Below are 22,720 nucleotides of genomic sequence, written 5' to 3' on the forward strand. Positions count from 1 at the left end.
GGATATCGGGCGGGCGCTTGCCACCGGCTATTCTTCGGAAAAATGCTTGGGTGCTTTGCGGTGGCGCTTGGGAGCGGCCGGTGCGTCAGCTTCCCCGGCTTCTGGCTGGGCCTCGGGGGCAGCAGCAGCAGCATCGTCGGTTTTGCGGGCGGCCAGGTAGGCCAGGCCGGCGGCAGCCAGGGCCAGACCGCCCACCAGCTTCTGGCCGGTACTGAGCTTGGAAATTTGCCTGGTCACCTTGCGGAACTTCTTGAGCGACTGGGCCGCGACCTCCAGCATATCATCCGAGGCCTTATCCTTTTTCGAGTGCTTCTTTTTGTCTTTGCCCATGAGAAGTTGTGGTAAAACGGTTTCCAGCAGGAATTGAAAAGGAAAAGCCATAATAATGAACAGCATACGCGGCGCCAGAGAAGTCGGCAGTGCAGCAGCCTTAGGGTATTCGCAAGCGGCCGCCGGAAGGTTGCCGTTTTGTTGCACCGCGTCGTTACAGCAGCAGCACGTCAATCTTGTGCGCGTGCACCTGCTGCAATGATGCCGACCACGCGAAAACCGTAAAAAAACCATCGACCGAGGCCACCAGGGCAATAGCGTTGTGCTGGTCGTGCACAAACTGGGCGGCGGCCAGGTGGCGGGTGCCGCCGTTCTGGGCCGGGTGCAGGTGGCGGGGCTCGCTGCCCACCACCGGCTCGGTGAGCACCATCGCCTCGACGGGCGTGCTGGCATGGGCCCGCGCCACCTTCGCCCCGAAGGCCAGCAGCGTGTACTCGCGGGTGATGACGGTGGCCCCATCCACGGCCGTGAAGCCGCCCACAATGCCGATGTTGCGCCGCAATGCCGCCTGCCACTTACGTTTCGACTGCCCCGGCCGCTGCACCGCCCGGATGCCGGTGTAGGCCGGGGCCACGGAATAGCTCAGGGGCTGCACGATGGAGGCTTGCCACTGGCCGGAGCCGGGCGGCACCACCAGCACCAAGCCGCCCCGGCCGTGGGCCCGCATGGCGGCGGCCAGATCCAGCAGCACATTGTCGGCTTCGCCGGTATCGGGCGCGGGCAGGCTGCGGCCGGGCAGGAAGGCGCGCAGGGCCGGGCAATCGTCGAGGAAGCCGTGCCCTTCGTCGACGAGTTGGAGGTAGTCGCCGCGCAGCACGGCCACGTTCACAAACTTGCCGAAACCGCCGGCGCGGCGGTGCTTCACCACCAGCAGGCCGGGCTCTACTACTTCGAGCACGAAGCACAGCGGCGGCACCCGCGTGGCCGTGCCCCACACGTAGAGGCCGTCGGCATCGTGCCACACGCCCAGGTGCAGGCCGGGCTGCTCCACGGCGGGCGCCAGCTTGAGTAGGTTGGCGGGCGTGAGGCGGCGGCGCTGGCCAAACACCAGCGGCTGCCGGGCCTGCTCCTGCGGCAGCAGCGCCAGCGAGATGCGCGGCGAGTAGCCCTCCTCCCGGCCCAGGCTGGCCCAGAAGGCCACGTCAATCACGGCCTCTATCCACTGCGTTTCGGGCGGGGCGGCCAGCCGGGCGGCATTTTCAGTGCTGGCCGCCCGGTGCCGCGCAAAGTGGACTTCACAAGCATGGGGGCCGCCATGCGCGCCGTGAGGTAGGTGGGTTCCGAAAGCATGAGGCAAAGGTGGGGACGCGCGGCGAGCCCACCAGGCAAACAGCGCATCATCAGCCCCTAAAGCAGCGACCAGGGCTTCGGAGGGAGGGGTGTCGGCTTCGGTAGTAGGGCGCGGGGTCGTACCCGGAGGGCTCGCCCCCGCACCCTGCCGCATTTTCGCGATTCGTGCAGATTACTACTAATATTCGTGCTTTCCTCAAGCATTCAACTTGTATCCATACCTTGCTGCCTAAAGTGGAGCCCAGAACCCACTCTAAAAAACGGGGCGTCACCGAAAAGCCTTATGATTAGGAAATTCTACCCCATTCTACCCAATGGAATACTTTTTACATGTTTTAAGAAACTACGCCGTATTCAATGGCCGCGCCCGCCGAAAAGAGTACTGGATGTTTGTGTTGTTTAACATCCTGTTTTCCATCGCCGCAGGAATAGCCGACTACTCGTTGTTTGGCTCCGGCTCTGGCGCAATTTCTGGCTTATACTCGCTCGCGGTGCTCATTCCCAGCCTGGCCGTAGGCGTTAGAAGACTTCACGACGTGGGAAAAAGCGGCTGGTTTACGCTTATCGTTTTTGTGCCATTAGTAGGGGCTATCTGGCTGCTGGTGCTCTACTGCACCGAAGGCACCGACAGTAGCAATGAATATGGCCTAAACCCCAAAGCAGAATTTGCCTACTAAGCAGTAAAGCTTGTGCGGATTACTTGTCATAAAAAGAAACCGCCGTAGCGACCAAGGTAGCTACGGCGGTTTCTTTTAAAATGAACGCAGGCACTACATGTGAATGGCCCGGTTCTCGGTAGCCGCCAAACAGGCTTCTTTCATGGCCTCGGCGTAGGTGGGGTGCGAGTGGCTCATGCGGGCCACATCCTCGGCGGAGGCGCGGAACTCCATGGCGGTCACGGCTTCGGCGATGAGGTCGGCGATGCGCGGGCCAATCATGTGCACGCCCAGGATTTCGTCGGTGGTTTTGTCGGCCAGCACCTTCACGAAGCCGTCGGTGTCGCCGCTGGCGCGGGCGCGGCCGCTGGCTTTGAAGGGGAAGCTGCCGATTTTGTAGGCCTTGCCCTGCTCCTTAAGCTGCTCCTCGGTGTAGCCCACTCCCGCTACTTCGGGCCAGGTGTACACCACGCCGGGGATGAGCAGGTAGTTGATGTGCGGCTTCTGGCCCACGATGGTTTCGGCCACGAACACGCCTTCTTCCTCGGCCTTGTGGGCCAGCATAGCCCCGCGCACCACGTCGCCGATGGCGTAGATGCCGGGCACGTTGGTTTGCAGGTGGGCATCGACCTTGATGCGGCCACGCTCTTCCATCTCGATGCCGGCGGCTTCGAGGTTGAGGCCGGCGGTGTAGGGCGCGCGGCCCACGGCCACCAGGCAGTAGTCGCCCTCAAAGGTCACCTCCTCCCCTTTCGGGTTGAGGGCGGTCACGGTCACGCTGTCGCCCTCGCGGGTGGCACCGGTCACTTTGTGGCTCAGAAAAAACTCGATGCCGATTTTGCCCAGCACGCGCTTCAACTCCTTGCCCAGACCGCGGTCCATGGTTGGGATGAGCGAATCGAGGAACTCCACCACCGATACTTTCGCGCCGAGGCGGGCGTAGATGGAGGCCATTTCGAGGCCAATTACGCCGCCGCCAATTACGACCATGTGCCGAGGCACTTCGCGGATGTTCAGGGCCTCGGTGCTGGTGATAATGCGCTCCTTGTCCTGGGCGATGAACGGCAGCACCGTGGGCTTGGAGCCGGTGGCGATGATGACATTTTTGGTTTCGATGGTCTGAGGCTCGCCGCCCGCGATGGGCGCGATGCTGATGTGGGTTTTATCCACGAACGAGCCGAGACCTTGCAGCACGTCGATTTTGTTCTTCTTCATCAGGTAGCCGATGCCTTCCACGTTGGCCTTCACCACGCCGGCCTTGCGGTCAATCATGCGGTTCATGTCCACCGTCAGGTTGTCGAGGCCGATGCCGTGCTCGGCAAACACCGAATGAGCATTATGGTAGTGCTCGGACGAATCGAGCAGGGCTTTGCTGGGGATGCAGCCCACGTTGAGGCAGGTGCCGCCCAGGGTGGGGTATTTCTCGATGAGGGCCGTTTTGAGGCCCAGCTGGGCGCAGCGGATGGCGGCTACATAGCCGCCCGGACCGGAGCCGATGACGGTGACGTCGTATTGATTCATGAGGGGATATTCTATGATTGTACGCTCGTGCGAAGGTACGGCACAGCGCATGCGGGTGGGGCGGTTTTGAGGGTTGGGCCGAATAAAAGAACGGTCATGCTGAGCGCAGTCGAAGCATCTCGCTCGCATCGTTGAACGATTGAGTTACTACAACAGGCGAGATGCTTCGGCTGCGCTCAGCATGACGTTCTTCTTGATTTTCGCTACCCTACCCTACTATTTTTAGTAATTGATTTTTAGCAAGTTGCCTCGTAATCCAGTTCGGTAGCGTTTCAACCAAGCGGGCCAATGGGTCCTCGGGCAGGGTCAGCGGGCGGGCGAGTTGGCGGAGCAGATTGAGGCCGTGGCGGCTCAGGCTGGCGGCCCGGTAGCCGTGGTTTTTGCGGGCAATGGGCTGGCGGCCGCCGTGGGCGGCCGCGCCCACGCCCAGACAAAACGCGTAGGCCAGGCTGACCAGGGCCACGAGCTTGCGCAGCTTTTGGAAACAGCGCAAGTGGGTGGCTTCCAGGTTAAAGCCCCGCCCTTTCAGATTTTGAAAGCATTGCTCAATCGTCCAGCGCTTGGCATAGAGTTGCTCGAGGTGGTTCAGGCCGGCCGTGGCAAACAGGAAGACAAACGCGTCCGCCGCCACGGCCTCGACCCAGACCTGCCCCCAAACCCCGTCGACCTGCACGTGAGCGAAGCGGCGCACCTGCCCCGGCACCAGGCCCAGGTCGGCCACGGCCTGCCGCCGGCCGTCGGCGTGGGTCAGGCAGTGGTGCTTGGGCAGGCGCATGACAAAATTAAGCCCGTTGTCTTTGAGCCACTTGAGCCACGCATGGCCGACAAATTCCCGGTCGCCCACGACCAAGCCGATGCGGTCTTTGCCCAGCAAGGCCACGCATTTTTCGAGCACGGCGATGCGGTCGGCGGCGTTGGAGTTGCCGCTGCGGTTGTCGAGCAGGTGCCAATAAAGGGGCACGTGGACCTCGCCCGTGCCGACGGTGACGAGCAGGATGTTCACCTGGCACTGGCCGAAGTCCCACTCCGTGCGGTCGAGGCATAAGCGCAGCTTGCCTTGCGCAGGCAACAAACTCAGTAAAAGCTTGGCCACCAGTACGTAATTGAGGTCTACTTCGCGGAAAAAGTCCTGAATGCGCGTTTCGTTCGAGGCGGGCTTGGCCGCGTCATTGAGGTGCTGGGCCACCTCGCCGAATTGCACGTTGCGGCTCTTTATCAGGCCAAGAATAAACTGGCCCACAAACTTTTGGCGGGACAAGTGGCCCACAAACGGGGCCTGTTGCAAAAGCGTCGTAATTTTAGCGGCGAAGTGTTGCTTCACGGGGCAGAACGGGTTTTTGGTGGTGTCGTAACCCCAAAGGTCGGGCTGCCCCGTTTTTGTACCTGAAAAATAGTAGGGTAGAGTAGATTTTCGCTACTCCACCAGCACGCCGATGTAGTAGTTGAACGTGTCCACTTCCAGCGTTTCCCTGGTTGCCCCCGCCAACTCTTTCATCTCCGCAAACTTGGTCGTAGGCGTGATAAACTGATACTCGCCGCCTTTCAGGCACACCCGCACCGGCATATCGAACTTGTCAACGTCGGCCACCCAACGAGCTAGGGTCTTGCCATCTTCGAAGCGGATTTCCAGCACCGGCAGGCTGCGGTGGCGCAGGTATTGGTCGAAGATTTTGGTGAAGTCCCGGCCACTTTCCCGATTGAAGTAGTCGATAATTTGCTGACCGGTCACGGTCTGGTGGTAGAATTTGGCCGAGAGGCCGCGCAGCAGCTGCCGCCACTTCGCATCGTCGTTGAGAACGGTGCGGATAGTGTTCAGCATCATGCTGCCCTTGTCGTACATATCACCGGAGCCTTCCTTGTTCACGCCGAAGGGGCCGATGATGGGGCCATCGTTTGAGATGTTGCGACGCTGGCCGTGGATGTATTCCTGGCCGGCCTGCTTGCCGAACTGGCTTTCCACAAACAGGGCTTCGGAGTAGGTGGTGAAGCTTTCGTGCACCCACATATCGGCAATATCCTGGCTGGTGATGTTGTTGCCGAACCACTCGTGGCCACTTTCGTGGATGATAATGAAGTCCCACTTCAAGCCCCAGCCGGTGTTGCTGCGGTCTTTGCCCAGATAGCCGTTTTGGTACTTGTTGCCGTAGGCCACGGCGCTCTGGTGCTCCATGCCAAGGTGGGGAGCATCGATGAGCTTGTAGCCGTCGCGGTAAAAAGGGTAAGGGCCGAACCAGTGCTCCATGCTTTTGAGCATAGGTTTCACGTTGGCTTCGAACTGGGTTTTGGCTTTAGCCAGGTTTTCGGGCAGCACCCAGTAGTCGAGCGTGAGGGGGCCTTTTTCGCCCTGGTACACGTCGGAAAAGTGCTTGAAGCTGCCCACGTTCAGAGCCACATCGTAGTTGTTGATGGGGTTGGTGACGGCCCAATCGAAGCGGGTGTAGCCATTTTTGAGTTTGGTGGTGCGGCGCAGGCGGCCGTTCGACACATCGCGCAGGCCGGTGGGCACGCTGATGCTGATGAGCATGGAATCAACCTCATCGGCCTGCTGGTCTTTGGTGGGCCACCAGATGCTGGCCCCCGTACCCTGGCAGGCGGTGGCAATCCAAGGCCGGCCAGCGGCATCCTGGGCGAAGACCATCCCGCCATCCCAGGGAGCTTTTTTGGCCACCGTAGGGTTGCCGGAGTAGTACACCGTGAACTCGTCGCGGCTGCCTTTGGCAATGGCCTGGGGAAAGGTGACGAACACGGCATTGGCCTCGCGGGTGAAGGGTAATTCCCGACCCCGGTACAGCACTTTTTCCACCTTCAGGTTGGCAAACAGGTCGAACTGCAGCCGCGTGAAATCCCGCGTGGCGGTGAATCGGAACAGGTTGGAGCCGCTGATAAACCGCTGGGCCGGGTCCAGCTGCACATCGAGGTGGTAGTAATTGAGGTCGTAGCAGGTGCGGAGCGGGGTTTGGCCGCCGCGCAGGGAATCGGCGCGGGTGAAGGCTTCGGGCTGGGCCTGCAGGAGCTGGGCGACGGCGGGTTGCAGGGTCGCTAGCAATAACAGCAGCGGAAGGAGCAGCTTCATTGGGTTCATCATGCAAAACAACAACAGCAATCTGCAAGGCCGGCGTTTCGGGAGCGCAAACTTTGTGGCAGACGGGGCGGTATGGCTTGGGACAGCGGGACGGCGGCGTAATTTTGCGGCACTATTACTTCTATTTATGTCTGATTCTGGTTCGGCTGCGCCTTCGCGGGCCGCGTTATTCACGGCCTTTGCGCTGGTTTATCTTATTTGGGGCTCCACTTATCTGGTTATGAAGTTTGCCGTGGCCAGCATGCCGCCGCTGCTCATGGCCGGCACGCGCTACGGCATTGCGGGAGGGCTACTCTACGGGTTTATGCGCTGGCGCGGCGAGCCGGCCCCTACCCTCCAGGGCTGGGGCTACGCGGCCATAATCGGCGTTTGCCTGCTGGGCTTCGGCAATGGCGGTACCACGTTTGGCGTACTGTATTTGCCCAGCGGCATCACGGCGCTGCTGGTGGCCACGGTGCCCATGTTTCTGGCGGTACTGGGCTGGCTGAGCGGCATTGCGCCCCGGCCCACCAAGTGGGTAGCCCTGGGGCTGGGCGCGGGCATGGCCGGCATGTACCTGCTGGCCGCCCACCCCGCCGCCACCCCCGTGAAACAGCCCGGCCACACGGGCCTGGGCATGAGCATTGTGCTGGTGGCCGCGCTGGTGTGGTCCATCGGCTCGCTCTATGCCAAAAACCACCGGCCTACCCCGTCGCCCTTCGCCTCGGGCGGCATGCAAATGCTGTGCGGCGGCATTGCCATGCTGCTGCTGGGCCTGGGCCGGGGCGAAGCCTCGGGTTTCGAGCTGGCCCAGGTGACGACCAAGTCGTGGTTGGCGTATGCCTACCTGGTCACGTTTGGCTCCATTGTGGCCTTTTCGGCTTATATCTGGCTGTTGCGCGTGGTCGAGCCCGCCCTGGCCGGCACCTACGCCTTTGTGAACCCGGTGGTGGCCGTGCTGCTGGGCTGGGCCTTCGCCGGCGAAATCCTCAACCCCCAAATGCTTATCGGCGCGGGCCTGATTGTGCTGGCCGTGGTGCTGGTGCTGCTGGGTGGTCGCCGTAAAGTGGCGGTAACAGCTCCAGTAGCCCTAGCTCCGGCACCCGAAACATCCGTGGCTTCCTGACATCCTTCCTGCTGATAATCAGCCATCATCGGATACGGCCGGGGCGGCGGGGCGAGGGCCGAACGGCTGGTGCCCGGCGCGGCCCATGCGGCAGCGGCGGCAGGTACATGCGCCGGTGCCGGTCAATCAGGAGCCAGGGTTGCGGCCCCCGGTAGCCCACCACTATCCCGTGGAAATGGCCGGGCCAGTACACCACCTGAAATTCGGGAATGCAAACCCAGGTATTACCCCGAAACACAAAAAAGCAGCGGTTGGCCAAATCGTAGTAAGCCTGCGCCTCGGGAATGTAGTAGTACTGCGTGCCCACCGGGGTGGGCGGCCCCCAAAGTGGCGGCCCTACCTGCACCACCACCTGCCCCCGGGCGGCCAGCGCCCACCACAAAGCTGCGCCTATCAGAAAGTATCTCATTGTCGGACGAGGTAGAGTGTTGCCTGAATTTCGGCCGGTTTGGCGGCTATTCCGATGAGCCGGCTCAGGCCAACCGATGACTGATATCAGTGGGCGCGCGCGGCCGCCGGTAGTGCCTTAATCGGTTAGCGTACCGGTAACGCGCTGGTATTCAAGACGAGCAATAAGGAAATCGTACACGGCCTGCAGATACTCCCGTTGCGCCTGCTGGCGCGTTGCTTCGGCGGCGAGCACTTCGCGGCCCAGGGCGCGCCCCGCTTGTTGGCGCAGCGCTGTCAGCTCGGCACTACGGGCCGTCACGGCTATATTTTCTTCCTTCACCTGCACAGTTTGCCAGGCTAGCTGCAGCTGCGTGCGGGCATTCGCCACTTCGTAGCCAATGGTTTGCTGCAGGTCAGCCTGGCGGTTACGGGCCTGCTGCTGGCGCAGGCGCTGGGTTTCGAGGCGAGTGGCACGAGCCGACCCGTCGAGTAGTGGCACGCTGGCCTGCACGGCCGCGTAGGCATTGCCAAACCAGCGGCCCAGGTGCAGGGTTTGCAGGAAATTATCGTTGAAGCCATTGGCGCCCAGGTAGCCCGTCAGGCCCACGGTGGGCCGATAGCCGCGGCGCTCGGCGCTCAAATTGGCCGCAGCGAGGTCGGCATTCAGCTGCTCCTGCCGGAATTCGGGCCGCCGCTGTAGAGCTGGCGGGGTCTCCTGCCAGGCGGTGGTATCGGCATAGCGGCGCAATAGCTGGGGCAGCGAATCGGTGAGCTGGAGGTTGGCGACGTAGTTGGGTGGCAGGCCCAGCGTGGCCAGCAAGTGCTGCTTGCTCAGGCCAATGTACTGCTGGGCAACGGCCTGTGCCAGAGACGCGTTGCGCTGGGCCAGATGGGCCTGGTCTACCTCGTTGGCCAGGGCGCGGCCGACCTGCTGGCGGGCAGCCAGGTCGCGGTAGGCGGCCTGGGCTCGCACCGCATCTGCTCGGGCAAAGGCCAGCTGGGTTTCGCGCAGCAACGCTTCGTAGTAGGCCTGACTCACGGCTACCACCAAAGCTACCCGCCCCTGCCAACTCGCATTGGCGGCCAGCTGCTGCGTGAGGGCGGCTACCGGCCTCTGGGCCAGGGCATTGGCATCGTAGAGAGGTTGGTTGAAGGTGAGGCCGGCGCTGGCCTGATACACCGTACCAAAACTAACCGGCACCCGCTCGCCCGATGTGGGGTTGGCGAAGTTGGGGATAATGCTGGTAGGCAAAATAATGTTGTAGCGCAGGTCGGTAGCTGCGCCGAGCTTAGGAGCGTACAGGCCCCGCACGGCCCGGGCGGCCTGGGCGGCTACCTGCTCCTCCAGCTGCAGGTTCTGGTAGCTACCCCGGCTTACCTGGGCCAGCGCCAGTGCTCGCGGCAGGCTCAGGCGCAGTGGCCCGGCCGGCTGCGCCTGCCCCCAACCAGGGGAGGTGCCGAAGAATACAACCAAGAGCCAAAGTCGCCGCATAGTCAGAGAAAGGAATTAGCCGCGAAAAACACTGGCGGGCTCCACCCCGCTGATGCGCCGAATGGCAAATACTGCCCCGCCCATGCTAATGAGCAGCGTGATGCCCAAAAATGCCCCCCGCAGCACCCAGGGGTAGCTAAATAGCACCCCCGATTTACCAATCCCGAAACGGAAGCCTTCAATCAGGGCATAGCCCAGGCCGAAGCCTACCACCGCAAAAATCAGCGCCTGGAGCAATATAAGCCGTGCCACGTAGCCATTGGAAGCCCCGATGGCCTTGAGCGTGCCATAGTCCTTGAGGCGGTCGATAGCAGCCGAATAAAGCGTCAGCCCGATGATAAAAAAACCGGATATCACTGCAAAGGCAATCAGCGAGCCGAAGCTGACGGCAATACCGGAGGTACCGAGCACCGTTTTTTTGGTCGCCAGGGCAAAGTCGCGGGGCCGCCAGGCCCGCACGCCATAGAGGCTGCGATTGATGCGGTCGCGCACCACAATGGGGTCGGCCCCCGGCTGCACATCCACCAGCACGGCACTGAGCTGGGTGGTGGGCACATTACCCAGGTAACGCGCCCGCTCCAAAGTGGTGAACAGGTACACCGCCCCGAAACCGCGCAGGCCCTTGCTCATGGTAGCCAGGTACACGCGCTTGCCCCCAATCTCAAATACCGAGCCCACGCTGCTTCCGCCCAGGGTTTTGCGGTCGAACTGGTCGAAGCTCATCGCTCCGTCCGGTATCAGGTCGGCAAAAGCGCCCTGCACCAGTTCCTTCGGCCCAGCCCGAAACAATGGGGCCTCGGAACCAATAATTTGTACGCCGGCGCTGGTGCCGTTGGGAAAACTGGCCGCGCCCCCAGCCACCACCAACGCATAGGCCCGGCGCACGCCCGGCAAACTACCCACTTCGCGCAGCAGACGAATATCTAGCTTGGCCAGGGCATTTACATTGGTCGTGCGGTTATCGACCACCCACAGGTCGGTCGCGGTATTATCGACCAGACTCGACATGGCATTGGTCAGGAACACGAACACGCCGCTTTGCTGCCCCACCAAAAACAGGCTGATGATAATGCCCAGCAGCGTACCAATACTCTTGGCCTTATCGTAGCGAATAAATTGCAGGGCAATGTGCAGCATTAGGCGGAATATTAATTTGATTTACAATGCCTTACTTCTTTAAAAAAACCTTTTTAGCAGCCAAAACGCTGGGCTAATGATGCGCTTTTTTAGGGTAGTTGAATCACGCATTCGACCCGGCTATTAAGCAGTAGCGAGTCGCCACCCTGCGTTAGCAGCACGCGCACTTCGCGCACCCGTCGGTCTTCGGCCTCCCCGGCCGTCCCGGCAAACAGCGACTTCTGCTTCAGGTATGGCGCGGCAAACAGCACCGTGCCACGGGCCAGCCGCCTGGTACCGCCCAGGGGGCGCACGTAGGCCGACTCGCCGGGCCGCACCCGGTCGGCAAACAGCTCATCGACTTCGCAGAGCACGGTGATGCGGCCAGCCGGAGCAAAATCGCCCAGAACGGTGCCAGTGCCCACGCTACTGCCCACGGTCACATCCCATTTCAGCAAGCGACCAGTCGCCGGAGCCAATACTCGCCGCTGGGCCAGCCGGGCGGTGGCCACCGCCACATCAGCCTGCAGCGCTTCGAACTGCCGGCGAGCGCTGTGCAGCAGGGCCTGCAAGCGGGCTACTTCCTGTTGTTGCGTGGTCAACTCGGTTTGGGCATCGTCGCGACTTTGTAGCGTTTCAGCTCCCTGGCGGGCCAGCTCACGCACGCGGGCCGCGGTACGGCTCAGGTTGGTGGCCTGCGCTTCGGCGCTGCGCAGGGTCGCCGCATCGGCGGCAATCTGGGCTTGCTGGGTGGCGAGGCGGCTGCGGGCCTGCGTCACCTGGGCCTGCTCCACGGCCTCGTTCAGCGTAAGTAGCAGCTGCGCTTTTTCCACGCGCTGCCCCTCGGCCGCATGCAGGGCCGCCACCACCCCACTTACCTCGGCCGCCAGGCCAATGAGCTTATTTTCGGGCTCTACCCGGCCCAGCGCCACTACTTCGCGCACCAGGGCGGGTTGCTGCGCCAAGCCTTCCCGGCCGGGGTTGGCCGCGTCGTTCCCGGCCTTTCCACAGGCTGCCAGCAGTAGCATCAGAAACAGCAGCAGGCGCATAGCTCAGGTCGATTATAGGTTATTAAAAAGGGGGCTACACCAGCGCATCGGGCTGGGGCACGTCGGTCACGCGGCCTTCGTCCATGTACACAATCCGGTCGGCGAAGCTTCGCAGGCGCAGGTCGTGCGTTACCACGGCCAGGGCTTTACCCTGCTGCACCAGCGTTTTCAGCTCGCGCATTACTACTTCCACCGACCTGGCATCGAGCGAAGCCGTGGGCTCATCGCAGAGAATGAGCGTGGGCTCGGTTACCAGGGCCCGCGCAATGGCCACGCGCTGCTGCTGCCCCCCCGAAAGCTCTTTGGGCAGCTGCCGGGCCCGGTCAGTCATGGCAACCAGGGCCAGGGCCGCGGCCGCGCGGGCGCGGGCCGCAGGCAAAGGCACCTGCTGCAAACGCAGCGGCAACAACACGTTTTCTTCGGCCGTCAGGGGTTGAATCAGGTTGAAGCTCTGGAAAACGAAGCCGATGGTATGAAGCCGAAGCTCTGCCAATTCGCTTTCGGTGAGCTGACTGATATCGTGCCCATTCACCAGCACCTGCCCCTTGGTGGGGTACATCACGCAACCCAACAGGGAGAGCAGTGTGGTTTTGCCCGAGCCCGAAGGCCCGACGATAAGCAACATCTCACCCGCCCGCAGGTCGAGGTCGCTCGGGGCCAGCGCCGTAATGGTGGTATCGCCGGTTTGGTAGACTTTGCTGGCCTGCCGAAGCTGGGCTACGTACTCGCTGGTTGCCATTGCTTTGCACGCACGTTTCGATTTTTGAGACTGCTTTGATTATCATAGCATTTATAATGAATATATGCTATAAAATATTATTATTCCCAAATTCTTACACGCGCCGTTGCTTTTCCAATACTGAAACGAGAATCTACCCGCTTGTCCCGGCAAATTTTATGAATGCTATCAAGCCCTTATTACGCTCAATCACAATGGTCGCCACTCGCCGTGGGGTGGCTGCTGGCCGTGCAGCAGGGCGGCACCACCCGCTATTACCAACGCATCTTCGCCCGCCCCTACCAGGGCGCTGGGCACCCCGGCCTGCTCGCTGATGCCAGTACGCAGTGCATAGCTCACAAATGAGGATGCCACGGCCACCAGCCCGCCCAGCATACCACCGTGCAGGGCGCTGCCCTGGCGCGACCGGTACCAGGCTGCCCCCACCAGCGCCCCCGACAATAGCCGGCCCAACAGGGGCGGCGGGGCAATGCGGTCGGGCGTGCCCGGCAGCTTATCCACCACCACTTCACCAGCGGCCAGCAATTTCAGCAAATCGGCGGTCATGGGCTTTTGCAAAAAACGTAGCCGCGAATCTTCGAGGCCCGCGTGTGGCTGCCGCGAAAAGTAGTGGCTCAGGAAAGCTGGGGCGCTCATGCTGCGCATGCCGGCAAGCGTGGCAAAGCCCAGCACGGGCCAAAACTTTGCGGGACGATGGGTCTTTCTGGAGTTTTTCATAACGACTTAATAATAGGACTTACGCACTTCAAAAGCTATGTAACCTGAAAATCAACGACTTGCATTAAAGACATATATTTATTATATTGCTGTTTTTCAGCTAGTTAGTGCTTCAACTGCGTAAGTCCTAAATAAGAATGTTATTAAACGCCGGGCAAGATTTTTGGGCTATCCTGAAACCAAAAAAAGCGGCCGGCAATAACTGCCGGCCGCTTTCGGGGTACTTCAACCTAACAGCGCGTGCCTACACGCCCAGCAGCAGACGCGAGGGGTCTTCGAGCAGCTCCTTCACCCGTACCAGGAACGACACCGACTCGCGGCCGTCGATAATACGGTGGTCATAGCTCAGGGCCAAGTACATCATGGGGCGAATCACAACCTGGCCGTTTTCGGCGATGGGGCGCTGGATGATGTTGTGCATGCCCAGAATGGCCGACTGCGGCGCATTGATGATGGGCGTACTGAGCATGGAGCCGAATACGCCGCCGTTGGTGAGCGTAAACGTGCCGCCGGTCATCTGCTCAATGGTGAGCTTGTTGTCGCGGGCCAGGCCGGCCAGGCGCACCACTTCCTTCTCAATGCCCTCGAAGCTCAGCTGCTCGGCGTTGCGAATCACGGGCACCACCAGGCCTTTCGGGGCCGATACGGCGATGCTGATGTCGCAGAAATCGTTGAATACGATGTCCGTGCCGTCAATCTGGGCATTCACCGAAGGCCACTCCTTCAGGGCTACGCACACGGCCTTCGTGAAGAAGGACATGAAGCCCAGGCCCACACCATTCTTGGCCTTGAACTGGTCTTTGAACTTGTTGCGCAGGTCCATGATGGGCTGCATGTTCACCTCGTTGAAGGTGGTGAGCATGGCCGTTTCGTTTTTCACCGTTACCAGGCGGCGGGCCACTGTTTTGCGCAGATTGCTCATGCGCTCGCGGCGCACTTCGCGGCTGCCACCGGCTGCCTGGCTGCTGGTGGCTGGTACCTGGGCTGTTGCCGGAGCGGCTTGGAGGGCGGGCGCAGCAGCAGGCTTGGCCTGGGCATTCTGGGCATCTTCTTTCGTGATGCGGCCATCGCGGCCGGTCCCGGCTACGTCGGTGGCGGCAATGCCTTTCTCATCGAGAATCTTCCCGGCGGCCGGCGAGGGCACGCCGGTAGCATAAGTAGCCGCGCCGCCCGCGACCGGGGCCGAGGCCAGCGCCGCCACGGGAGCCGCCGCAGCAGCAGCAGCCGGAGCCGGAGCCGCCGGAGCCGCCGGAGCCGCACCGCTACCACCCTCGATGCGCGCAATCACGGCCCCAATGCTGATGGTTTCGCCTTCCTTCACGGCGTGGCGCAGGATGCCGGCTGCCTCGGCGGGCAGCTCAAACGTGGCCTTGTCCGATTCGAGCTCGGCAATCACTTCGTCGCGGCTCACCTGGGCACCGTCCTCTTTCAGCCACTTAGCCACCGTTACTTCCGCGATGGATTCGCCCACGTTAGGGATTTTCATCTCTACCGAGCCCCCACCAGCAGCGGGAGCTGCCGGAGCCGCAGCGGCCGCGCCGCCGTAGCCGGCCTGGTCGCTGGCGGCGGGGTTTTCTTCGCCTTTGTTGATGGGGTCGGCAGCCGGGGCGCTGGCAGCGGCCGGGGCGGGCGCAGTGGCGGCCGGAGCCGGCGCGGCACCAGTTACGGCACCATCCAGGTCCGCAATCACGGTGCCGATACCGATGGTTTCACCCTCGGCCACGCGGATTTTCAGGATGCCATCCGCCTCGGCGGGCAGCTCAAACGTGGCCTTGTCCGATTCGAGTTCGGCAATCACCTCGTCGCGCTTCACGGCCTCGCCGTCTTTCTTGAGCCACTTGGCAATGGTGACTTCGGTGATGGATTCGCCAACGGCGGGAATTTTGATTTCGAGGGCCATAAACTAGGGTGGCGTGGGAAAGTGTAGTTTCTTCTGATGTTGATTGAAATGAGCCGCGTACGGGGCTGAAACGGCAAGCTAAAGCTTACCGCACCAGCTTAATCCAGCTTCTTGGCGGCTTCGGCAGTGGCTTTGATGTTGCCATCGGCCACGGCCTCCTTGGGCTTGTCGAAGGCGCGGGCCACGAGCTCCTTTTGCTCCTTTACGTGGATTTTGTTGTAGCCGGTGGCCGGCGAGGCCGAGGGCTTGCGCGAAATCACGTCTTCCAGCTCGCGGCGCATGTAGCGGAGCATGAAGTTCCAGTAGCCCATGTTCTCGGGCTCTTCCTGCACCCAGTAGATTTTGGCTTTGCCGTACTTGGCCAGCTCGGCATCAAGCTGCTTTTTGGGGAAGGGATGCAGCTGCTCGAGGCGCACAATGGCCACGTCCTTGCGGTCAGAAGTGCGCTGCTCGTCGAGCAAGTCGTAGTACACCTTACCCGAGCACAGCAGCACGCGCTTCACCTTTTTGGCTTCGGCAAAATCATCGCCCAGCACCTCACGGAAATGCCCGCCGGTGAACTCCTCCAGCGGCGATACGCACAACGGGTGACGCAGCATCGACTTGGGCGACATCACCACCAGCGGCTTGCGGAAGCTCCACGTCAGCTGGCGGCGCAGGGCGTGGAAGAAGTTGGCCGGCGTGGTGATGTTGGCTACCACGATGTTGTTCTCGGCCGCCAGCTGCAGAAACCGCTCGGGGCGGGCGTTAGAGTGCTCGGGGCCCTGGCCTTCGTAGCCGTGGGGCAGCAGCATCACCAGGCCGTTCATGCGCTGCCACTTGCTCTCAGAGCTCACCACAAACTGGTCAATCATGGTTTGGGCACCGTTGGCGAAGTCGCCGAACTGCGCTTCCCACACCACCAGGGCCGTGGGGTTGGCCATGCCGTAGCCGAATTCGAAGCCCAGCACCGCATATTCGCTCAGCAGCGAATTATAAATGCTCAGCTTCTGGTTCTCGCCTTCAATGTTGTTCAGCGAGTTGTATGGAGCCGAGGTTTCGGCATCGTGCAGCACCGCGTGGCGGTGCGAGAACGTGCCACGCTGCACGTCCTGGCCACTCACGCGCACAATGTGCTTTTCCGTCAGCAGCGAGCCGTAAGCCAGCAGTTCGCCGGCGGCCCAGTTCAGCACGCGGGTTTCGTAGAACATTTTGCGGCGCTCCTTCAGCAGGTTATCAATCTGCTTGATGGGCTTGAAGCCGTCGGGAATCGTAGTCAGGGCCTTGGCCACTTTCTCCACGCTTTCGGCCGAAATGCCGGTTTCGGGCGACTGCTCAAAATCCTCGGGCGTGCTGCGGCGCAGGCTGCGCCACTCATTTTCCAGGGCCTGGTACTTGTAGGGCAGTGGGGCCTGCTTCACCAAATCGAGGCGGGCCTGCAGGGTTTCGCGGAATTCCTTGTCCATCTGGGCAGCCAGCTCGGCATCCACATCACCGCGCTGCACCAGCATGGTATTGTAGACCTCGCGTGGGTTCTGGTGCTTCGAGATGAGGTTGTAGAGCGTGGGCTGGGTGAACTTGGGCTCGTCCGACTCGTTGTGGCCGTGACGGCGGTAGCACACCATATCAATAAAGATATCGGCGTGGAACTGCTGGCGGTACTCCGTCGCCAGCTGCACGGCAAACACCACCGCCTCGGGGTCATCACCGTTCACGTGCAGCACGGGTGCATCGATGATTTTAGCCAAATCCGTTGAGTAAATCGACGAGCGGGCATCCTCAAAATCGGTGGTAAAACCAACCTGGTTGTTAATCACGAAGTGGATGGTACCGCCCGTTTTATAGCCTTCCAGCTGCGACATCTGCGTCAGCTCGTAGCCGATGCCCTGGCCAGCCAAAGCCGCGTCGCCGTGGATGAGGATGGGCAGAATCTGGTGGTAGTCGCCGCCGTACTGGTGCTCAATTTTAGCCCGCACGAAACCTTCCACCACCGGATTCACCGCCTCCAGGTGCGAAGGGTTGGGGGCCAGCTTCAGGTTGACTTTCAGGCCGGTGCTGGTTTCCACTTCCGAGCTGTAGCCCATGTGGTACTTCACGTCGCCGTCGCCCATGGTCAGGTCGGGCACGGCGGTGCCTTCAAACTCCGAGAAAATCTGCTCGTACGTCTTGCCCATGATGTTGGCCAGCACGTTCAAGCGGCCGCGATGGGCCATGCCAATCATCACTTCCTTCACGCCCAGCTCCGCGCCCTTGCCGATGATGGCATCCAGCGCGGGAATGGTGGTTTCGCCGCCTTCGAGCGAGAAGCGCTTCTGCCCCAAAAACTTGGTATGCAGGAAGTTTTCGAACACCACGGCCTCGTTCAGCTTCTTCAGAATGCGCTTTTTGTATTCCGCGCCGGGGTTGAAGGCCAGCGAGTCGCGCTCCACTTTCTCGCGAAACCAGTCCAGCACCTGCGGGTCGCGGATAGACATGTACTCGAAGCCGATGGGGCCGGTATAAATCTTCTCCAGCGCGGCCACGATGTCGCGCAGCTTGGCTTGCCCGCCCAGGCCAAGCACTTCGCCGTTGCGAAAGGCCGTGTCGAGGTCAGCCTCGCTCAAGCCGAAATCGGCGAGGTCGAGGCGGGGCTTGCGGTCCTTGCGCTCGCGCACCGGGTTGGTTTTGGCGCGCAGGTGGCCCCGGCTGCGGAAAGCATGGATGAGGTTGCGCACGGCCGTTTCCTTATCGGAGGCAGGTGCACCGCTGGCCAGGCCGGGCGCGTTGTTGGTCGAGGCCAACGTATTGAGCACCCCGTAGTCGTCGGGCTGCGGGCGCGGGCCGGGGGCAGGCGAAGCCGTCGTGGTCAGCGCGCTGCCATTGACGGCCGCGCCGGGCACCAGGGGGGCACCTTCGGGAAACTGCTGCGAGAAGTCAAACCCTTCAAAAAACTTGCGCCAGCCGAAATCCACCGACTCCGGGTTCTGCTGGTACGCCTGATACAGGGTTTCGATGGCCACCGCGTCGGCGTTGGCTAGATAAGAATAAGAGTCCATTGGGAATTCAGCTTAGGTAAGGCCCTGTAAAAGTAAGGTGCTTATGATACAGGCAAAAACCTGTATGCGACTATACAAATTTTTTTAATAGTCAGCAACATACGCTCACTCTCATTAGCCTGCACGGTGACTTGGCTTGTCAATTTATCGAAAAATGCCAGGATGACGGGTTTTAATTTCTAAGTAGGTCCTCCTGTATCAGGTGTGCTCAGCCCAAAAGCCAGGGTCCAACGGGCAACAAAAGCACCCCCAGATTTATATTAATTTTTTTCTATATAATACCCTCACGTGCCGTCAGGCTGCTTTCGAATTGCGCATTCAGATTCACCTGAACTTATCTGCTAATCAAACCGTTAATCACTTTCTGCCCGTGTTTTTAGCCCGGGCAGGGCCTATACCGCCGGGCATTTTGGCGGGCGTACGAATACCATTTTAATGAATAATGTTAAGCTATTAGCCGACCTACTTATTGCTGCTGCGGCCCTGACTACGCCGCTTTTCCCTAGCACACCCACTGCCGAAGCCAAAGGGCTTGAGGAGTTTCTGATACCGCACCGAACCATGCTTAAACACGCCGTTAAGGCGAAAAAGCTGGTCACCCACGCCCTTACTTATACGGTAACGGCTACCGCCTACCAAGCCGTGCCCGGCCAAACGGACAGTGAGCCGTTCATCACGGCTGACAATTCCCGCATCAAACCACACTATGGGAGCAAAAAGCGCTGGATGGCCCTGTCGCGCGACTTGCTGAAACCGTGGGGCGGCCCTTTCAAATTTGGCGATAAGGTGCGCGTACGCGGCCTCTCGCCCAAACTCGACGGCGTGTACACCATTCATGACACCATGAACCGCCGCCACCACCACTGCATGGACGTGCTGACCCACCCCAGCGAGAAATACGATATTTTTCAGAAGGGCGTGAAGATTCAGCCCCTTGCAGTACTGTAAAAACACTTATTGCTATTCTATAAAAGGCACGAAAAAGGCCGTACCCTTGTCAGGTGCGGCCTTTTTCACGTTTTGAACAATTCGCCGATTGCCCTATTTCGGCATTGCCATTTTGAAAATGCGGAAGGGCTGGCGGGGCTGGCCCACGCCCTTGTTCCAGGTGGCCGTTTTGTGGATGGCGGAGTTGGCCACGTACAGGTTGCCGTCGGCGGCGAAGCTGTAGGTATCGGGCCATTGCAGGCGCGAATCCCTGGCTACGGTTTCGATTTTGCCGGCGGGCGTGCGGCGCAACAGGGCACTTTGCTCAAAGGAAGTGAGGTAAACGTTGTTGGCGGCGTCGATTTCGAGGCCATCGGAGGCGGGGATTTCGCCCACGGTTTCAACTGCCTGGGCCAGTTGGGCTTCGCTTAGGGCGGCATCGCGCAGGACGGCGGTTTTAATGCGGTAGAGGGTGTGACCGGTGAGCGGGCAGTAGTAGAGGTAGGTATTGTCGGTGCTCAGGGCAATGCCGTCGACATTGAACTGGGCGGGCTTGCCCTGGGGGTCGAGCATCGGGTGGCCTTCAGCTTTGATGACCAGGCCTTTCACGGCTTTGGTGGAAGGATGGCTGGCCAGCAGACGGCGCGATTTCAGGGTTTTCAAATCGGTGACAACCAGTGCGCCGGTGCCCGATTCAGTGAGGTAGGCGTAGTTGTTCTGCAGGTCGATGCGCACGTCGTTGAGATAGGACTTGCGCGGGGCCACATCGGCCGGGAAAGGAATGGTGAGCAGAACCTGGCCGGTTTTGGGGTCGGTTTTCACCAGTTTGGGGCCGCCGGGCACGGTAAACTTCAGGCCGGGCGCGGCGGGGTCTAGAATCCAGACCATGCCCGATTTATCAGCAAACACGGTTTGGGGGCAAATCCAGTGCTTGAGCGGTTCCGATTTCACGGAGTCGTTCCACATGCACCAGCTGGCGTTGGGATACGGCGAGAGGGTGTTGTTGGGGCCCACTTTGGCAATGGGGTACACGGGGTTGTAGTCCCAACGCGGAAAGCAGGCGAATATTTCGCCGCCAGGGGCCACGGCCACGCCCACCATCTGCGGGTCGGTAAACTCGGCCACCACTTGCAGGGGCGAATTGGTGGCGGCCGTATCGGCACTGGTGCCGGTGGCATCGGGGGCCGAGCCGATAGCGGCCGTGTCGGCTTTGCCGGAAGGGGCTGAGCAGCCGGCCAGCAGCAGGCCGGCGGCCGCGTTGAGCAAGAGCAGCTTGGAAAAAGACATGTTTCGTGGTGTTTAGGAGAGCAGGAAACGCAAAAAAAACCAGCCGGGATGGGTGGGGGTTTCTCATACGGCCGGCTGGCGCGCACGTTGGAGCAGACAAGGGTAAGCTCGCCCGTGACAGGCGCTGGCTTATTGGTGCGCAGCCGAATCCAGAGCGGTAGTTCGCGGGGCAACAGCTGCAGAATCCGAGCGCGGGCGCGTGGGGCGGAGCATGACAACCGGTGCAGGATGGGCGGGTGCCACACGCACGGTTTCGGGAACGGCCACGGTGGTAGGCAACGGCTCGGCCTGCGGGCCGGTTTCGATGGGCACGGCCAGGGCCAGCGAATCGGCAGCGGTTTGGCTGGTGCTGGAAATGTGCTCCGATGGTGGCCGGTTCATGTTCAGGTACAGCACCACCGCCAGAAATGCCAGTACGCCCCCAATGGAGAGAATCAGGGCCAGCGAGTTGCGGGCCGGCTCTTCGGCCATGGGCGGAAACTCGTCGCGGGTTCGCCAGGCGGGCTCGGGCTCGGGCAGGGGTTCGGGGCCGGCGGGGAAGTGCGCGGGGGTGGGCAGCTCTTCGGCCAGCGGCGCATTGGGCGCAACCGCTACGGGCGAGGGCTCGAACACGGGGGGCGGAGGCGGCACCACCGGCTCGGGAGCGATAAATTCGGGAGCGGCCAGGGGGACCGGCGTAGCAGGCGTGGCGAACACCAGCCGCTGCTTCAAAGCTTCGAACTCGGCGGGCGTAATGGCCCCGGAATCCAGCATTTCCTTGAGCTGGCGGAGGGTGTCGAGGGGTGAATTGGGGTTGTCCATGACCAGAATACGGCCGGCGGTGGGCCTAGTTTTTGCGGTCGAGGGCCGAAAGGCGGTCGCGGCGGCGTTGCAGGCGCAGGCGGCTTTCGTCGAGCAGCAGGTTGTTTTTAGTTTGCGAAGCCGAATCGGTGCGCGATTGCAGCAGGTTTTCGGCGTTCTTTTTCTTCAGCTCCTCAATACGGGCCAGGTTGGCTTCGGTGTTGCTTCTCAGTGCGGCCTGCTCCTTTTCGAGTCGCTCTTTTTCCTTTTCGGTGGCTTTGAGCTTCTTCTCGGCTTCGGCAATCATGTCGCGGTAGGCCTTGAGGCGGGCAGCCCCGGCAAAGTTCTGGGCAATGGCGCGCAGGGCATCGTACTCGGTTTTGATGCTGCTGGGGTCGAAGAAGGTATTATCATCGAACCCACCGAAAATGGCCACCTCCGCCACCGAATCCGACGGGGCGATGATGGTGGCGTAAAGGTCCACCAGCTTGCCCGAAATGGTGCTGGCGGGGGTTTGGCGGGCCACCAGCACGTCGCTTTTATTGAACCCCAGTACGCCGCCGGCCTTGAACTTCACGTTGTAGCTGCTCTTCATCCAATCCTGGAAAAACGCGCGCACGTCGGTGGCCTTGCCATCAACCTGTACTTTGAGCGCGGCACGGGGCTTTTTGTTGTAGTTCACGTCGCCGGGGCGCACGTCGTAGAGCTGAGCCGAAGCCGGGGTGCCCGCCAGCAGGCTGGCCAGCATCAGCAGCAGAAAGCAAATTTTAGACATAACGCAGGGGGTAAAAAACGGCGGTTAGCGCAGCTCGTGGCGGTCGAAGGCGGCCTGCAAATCGGCGCGCATGGCCTGGAAACGGGCAATGGCGGCGGCCAGAAATTCGTCGTCAAGCAGCTCGCGGGCCTCGGCATCGGTGCCGGTGAGCAGGTCGAGCTCGGCCACTTTATAGGTCTGTTCCAGGTTGCCCTGCTCCAGTTTCAGCAGGAACTTGCCGTTCCAGGCCAGGAGCGTGATTTTGACGGCGGGATGGGGGATGTCGGCAACGTGACGCACAGGACCACAGATTTATCGGATTTTAACGAATGGGAACAGTTTTTTTGGGGTTCGCCACCCAACAGACTGCCTCCAAAAGCTGGTCGAATCTAGCCCTTATTTTTGGGATGAAAGGCGATTCCGACTTAAATACACTTGAATCGGAACTCCAAAAAACCCGTTCCCATCCGTTAAAATCCGATAAATCTGTGGTCTAAGCTCGACCTAACACCTCTCCGCTGCCGTGCGTAAAAAGCCCGGTGGTCCGGTGCTACGGACCGGGTTTTTTCAC

The 22,720-nt window shown here is 61.0% G+C and carries 20 protein-coding genes; 3 read left to right on the top strand and 17 right to left on the bottom strand.

The genetic code is table 11. The annotated features are described in order from the left end of the window. Positions 1–27 precede the first annotated feature (27 nt). Both KQ659_RS16815 and KQ659_RS16820 read right to left on the bottom strand, forming a co-directional pair. A complete protein-coding gene (locus KQ659_RS16815; RefSeq protein ID WP_216680004.1) occupies positions 28–381 on the bottom strand; it encodes a hypothetical protein in 354 nt (117 codons plus the stop codon). A 103-nt stretch (positions 382–484) separates the two neighbouring features. Then, complete coding sequence (locus KQ659_RS16820; protein WP_216688172.1) at positions 485–1,627, bottom strand: putative sensor domain DACNV-containing protein; 1,143 nt, start codon at positions 1,625–1,627, stop codon at positions 485–487. Between the two features lie 307 nt (positions 1,628–1,934). Here KQ659_RS16820 and KQ659_RS16825 point away from each other — a divergent pair, with 307 nt between their 5' ends. Further along, the gene (locus KQ659_RS16825; protein WP_216680001.1) at positions 1,935–2,297 is read left to right on the top strand and encodes a DUF805 domain-containing protein; all 363 of its coding nucleotides are present in this window, start codon (positions 1,935–1,937) and stop codon (positions 2,295–2,297) included. A 93-nt stretch (positions 2,298–2,390) separates the two neighbouring features. Here the strand turns inward: KQ659_RS16825 and lpdA are convergent, their stop codons facing one another. The 3 genes from lpdA to KQ659_RS16840 all read right to left on the bottom strand — a co-directional run bounded on the left by lpdA (position 2,391) and on the right by KQ659_RS16840 (position 6,870). Then, entirely contained in the window at positions 2,391–3,797 is a 1,407-nt protein-coding gene (gene lpdA / locus KQ659_RS16830) for a dihydrolipoyl dehydrogenase (RefSeq protein WP_216680000.1), read from the bottom strand. A 208-nt stretch (positions 3,798–4,005) separates the two neighbouring features. Next, positions 4,006–5,118, bottom strand: a complete 1,113-nt coding sequence (locus KQ659_RS16835; RefSeq protein ID WP_216688171.1) for an IS4 family transposase — start codon at positions 5,116–5,118, stop codon at positions 4,006–4,008. Positions 5,119–5,211: 93 nt separating this feature from the next. Beyond that, entirely contained in the window at positions 5,212–6,870 is a 1,659-nt protein-coding gene (locus tag KQ659_RS16840) for a M1 family metallopeptidase (RefSeq protein ID WP_226930018.1), read from the bottom strand. A 136-nt stretch (positions 6,871–7,006) separates the two neighbouring features. Between KQ659_RS16840 and KQ659_RS16845 the strand changes: the two genes are divergently transcribed. Further along, positions 7,007–7,984, top strand: coding sequence for an EamA family transporter (locus tag KQ659_RS16845; protein ID WP_216679999.1), 978 nt, complete (start codon positions 7,007–7,009; stop codon positions 7,982–7,984). A 25-nt stretch (positions 7,985–8,009) separates the two neighbouring features. Here the strand turns inward: KQ659_RS16845 and KQ659_RS16850 are convergent, their stop codons facing one another. The 8 genes from KQ659_RS16850 to KQ659_RS16885 all read right to left on the bottom strand — a co-directional run bounded on the left by KQ659_RS16850 (position 8,010) and on the right by KQ659_RS16885 (position 18,401). Beyond that, positions 8,010–8,393, bottom strand: coding sequence for a hypothetical protein (locus tag KQ659_RS16850; protein ID WP_216679998.1), 384 nt, complete (start codon positions 8,391–8,393; stop codon positions 8,010–8,012). Positions 8,394–8,510: 117 nt separating this feature from the next. Continuing rightward, positions 8,511–9,866, bottom strand: a complete 1,356-nt coding sequence (locus KQ659_RS16855) for a TolC family protein (RefSeq protein WP_216688170.1) — start codon at positions 9,864–9,866, stop codon at positions 8,511–8,513. 15 nt (positions 9,867–9,881) lie between these two features. Continuing rightward, the gene (locus KQ659_RS16860; RefSeq protein WP_216688169.1) at positions 9,882–11,003 is read right to left on the bottom strand and encodes an ABC transporter permease; all 1,122 of its coding nucleotides are present in this window, start codon (positions 11,001–11,003) and stop codon (positions 9,882–9,884) included. A gap of 89 nt (positions 11,004–11,092) precedes the next feature. Beyond that, entirely contained in the window at positions 11,093–12,031 is a 939-nt protein-coding gene (locus KQ659_RS16865; protein WP_216679995.1) for an efflux RND transporter periplasmic adaptor subunit, read from the bottom strand. 34 nt (positions 12,032–12,065) lie between these two features. Further along, positions 12,066–12,770 carry an ABC transporter ATP-binding protein gene (locus KQ659_RS16870; RefSeq protein WP_216686015.1) on the bottom strand — a complete coding sequence of 235 codons (705 nt, stop codon included), beginning with the start codon at positions 12,768–12,770 and terminating at the stop codon, positions 12,066–12,068. A 189-nt stretch (positions 12,771–12,959) separates the two neighbouring features. After that, the gene (locus KQ659_RS16875; protein WP_216688168.1) at positions 12,960–13,487 is read right to left on the bottom strand and encodes a DUF4126 family protein; all 528 of its coding nucleotides are present in this window, start codon (positions 13,485–13,487) and stop codon (positions 12,960–12,962) included. A 244-nt stretch (positions 13,488–13,731) separates the two neighbouring features. Further along, positions 13,732–15,387, bottom strand: coding sequence for a 2-oxoglutarate dehydrogenase complex dihydrolipoyllysine-residue succinyltransferase (gene odhB, locus KQ659_RS16880; protein ID WP_216679992.1), 1,656 nt, complete (start codon positions 15,385–15,387; stop codon positions 13,732–13,734). 98 nt (positions 15,388–15,485) lie between these two features. Further along, positions 15,486–18,401, bottom strand: coding sequence for a 2-oxoglutarate dehydrogenase E1 component (locus tag KQ659_RS16885; protein ID WP_216688167.1), 2,916 nt, complete (start codon positions 18,399–18,401; stop codon positions 15,486–15,488). A gap of 561 nt (positions 18,402–18,962) precedes the next feature. Between KQ659_RS16885 and KQ659_RS16890 the strand changes: the two genes are divergently transcribed. Further along, entirely contained in the window at positions 18,963–19,349 is a 387-nt protein-coding gene (locus KQ659_RS16890) for an RlpA-like double-psi beta-barrel domain-containing protein (RefSeq protein WP_216679990.1), read from the top strand. Positions 19,350–19,442: 93 nt separating this feature from the next. On the opposite strand, the gene KQ659_RS16895 is transcribed toward KQ659_RS16890, so the two are convergent. The 4 genes from KQ659_RS16895 to KQ659_RS16910 all read right to left on the bottom strand — a co-directional run bounded on the left by KQ659_RS16895 (position 19,443) and on the right by KQ659_RS16910 (position 22,449). Then, on the bottom strand, positions 19,443–20,615 hold the full coding sequence (locus tag KQ659_RS16895) for an L-dopachrome tautomerase-related protein (RefSeq protein ID WP_216688166.1): 1,173 nt from the start codon (positions 20,613–20,615) through the stop codon (positions 19,443–19,445). Positions 20,616–20,744: 129 nt separating this feature from the next. Continuing rightward, entirely contained in the window at positions 20,745–21,416 is a 672-nt protein-coding gene (locus KQ659_RS16900; protein ID WP_216688165.1) for an SHOCT domain-containing protein, read from the bottom strand. Between the two features lie 25 nt (positions 21,417–21,441). Continuing rightward, positions 21,442–22,170, bottom strand: coding sequence for a hypothetical protein (locus KQ659_RS16905; protein WP_216688164.1), 729 nt, complete (start codon positions 22,168–22,170; stop codon positions 21,442–21,444). 24 nt (positions 22,171–22,194) lie between these two features. Next, positions 22,195–22,449: a hypothetical protein gene (locus tag KQ659_RS16910; protein ID WP_168672096.1), complete on the bottom strand. Its 255-nt coding sequence runs from the start codon at positions 22,447–22,449 to the stop codon at positions 22,195–22,197. Between the last annotated feature and the right edge of the window lie 271 nt (positions 22,450–22,720).

The organism is Hymenobacter siberiensis (assembly GCF_018967865.2).
GTDB lineage: Bacteria > Bacteroidota > Bacteroidia > Cytophagales > Hymenobacteraceae > Hymenobacter > Hymenobacter siberiensis.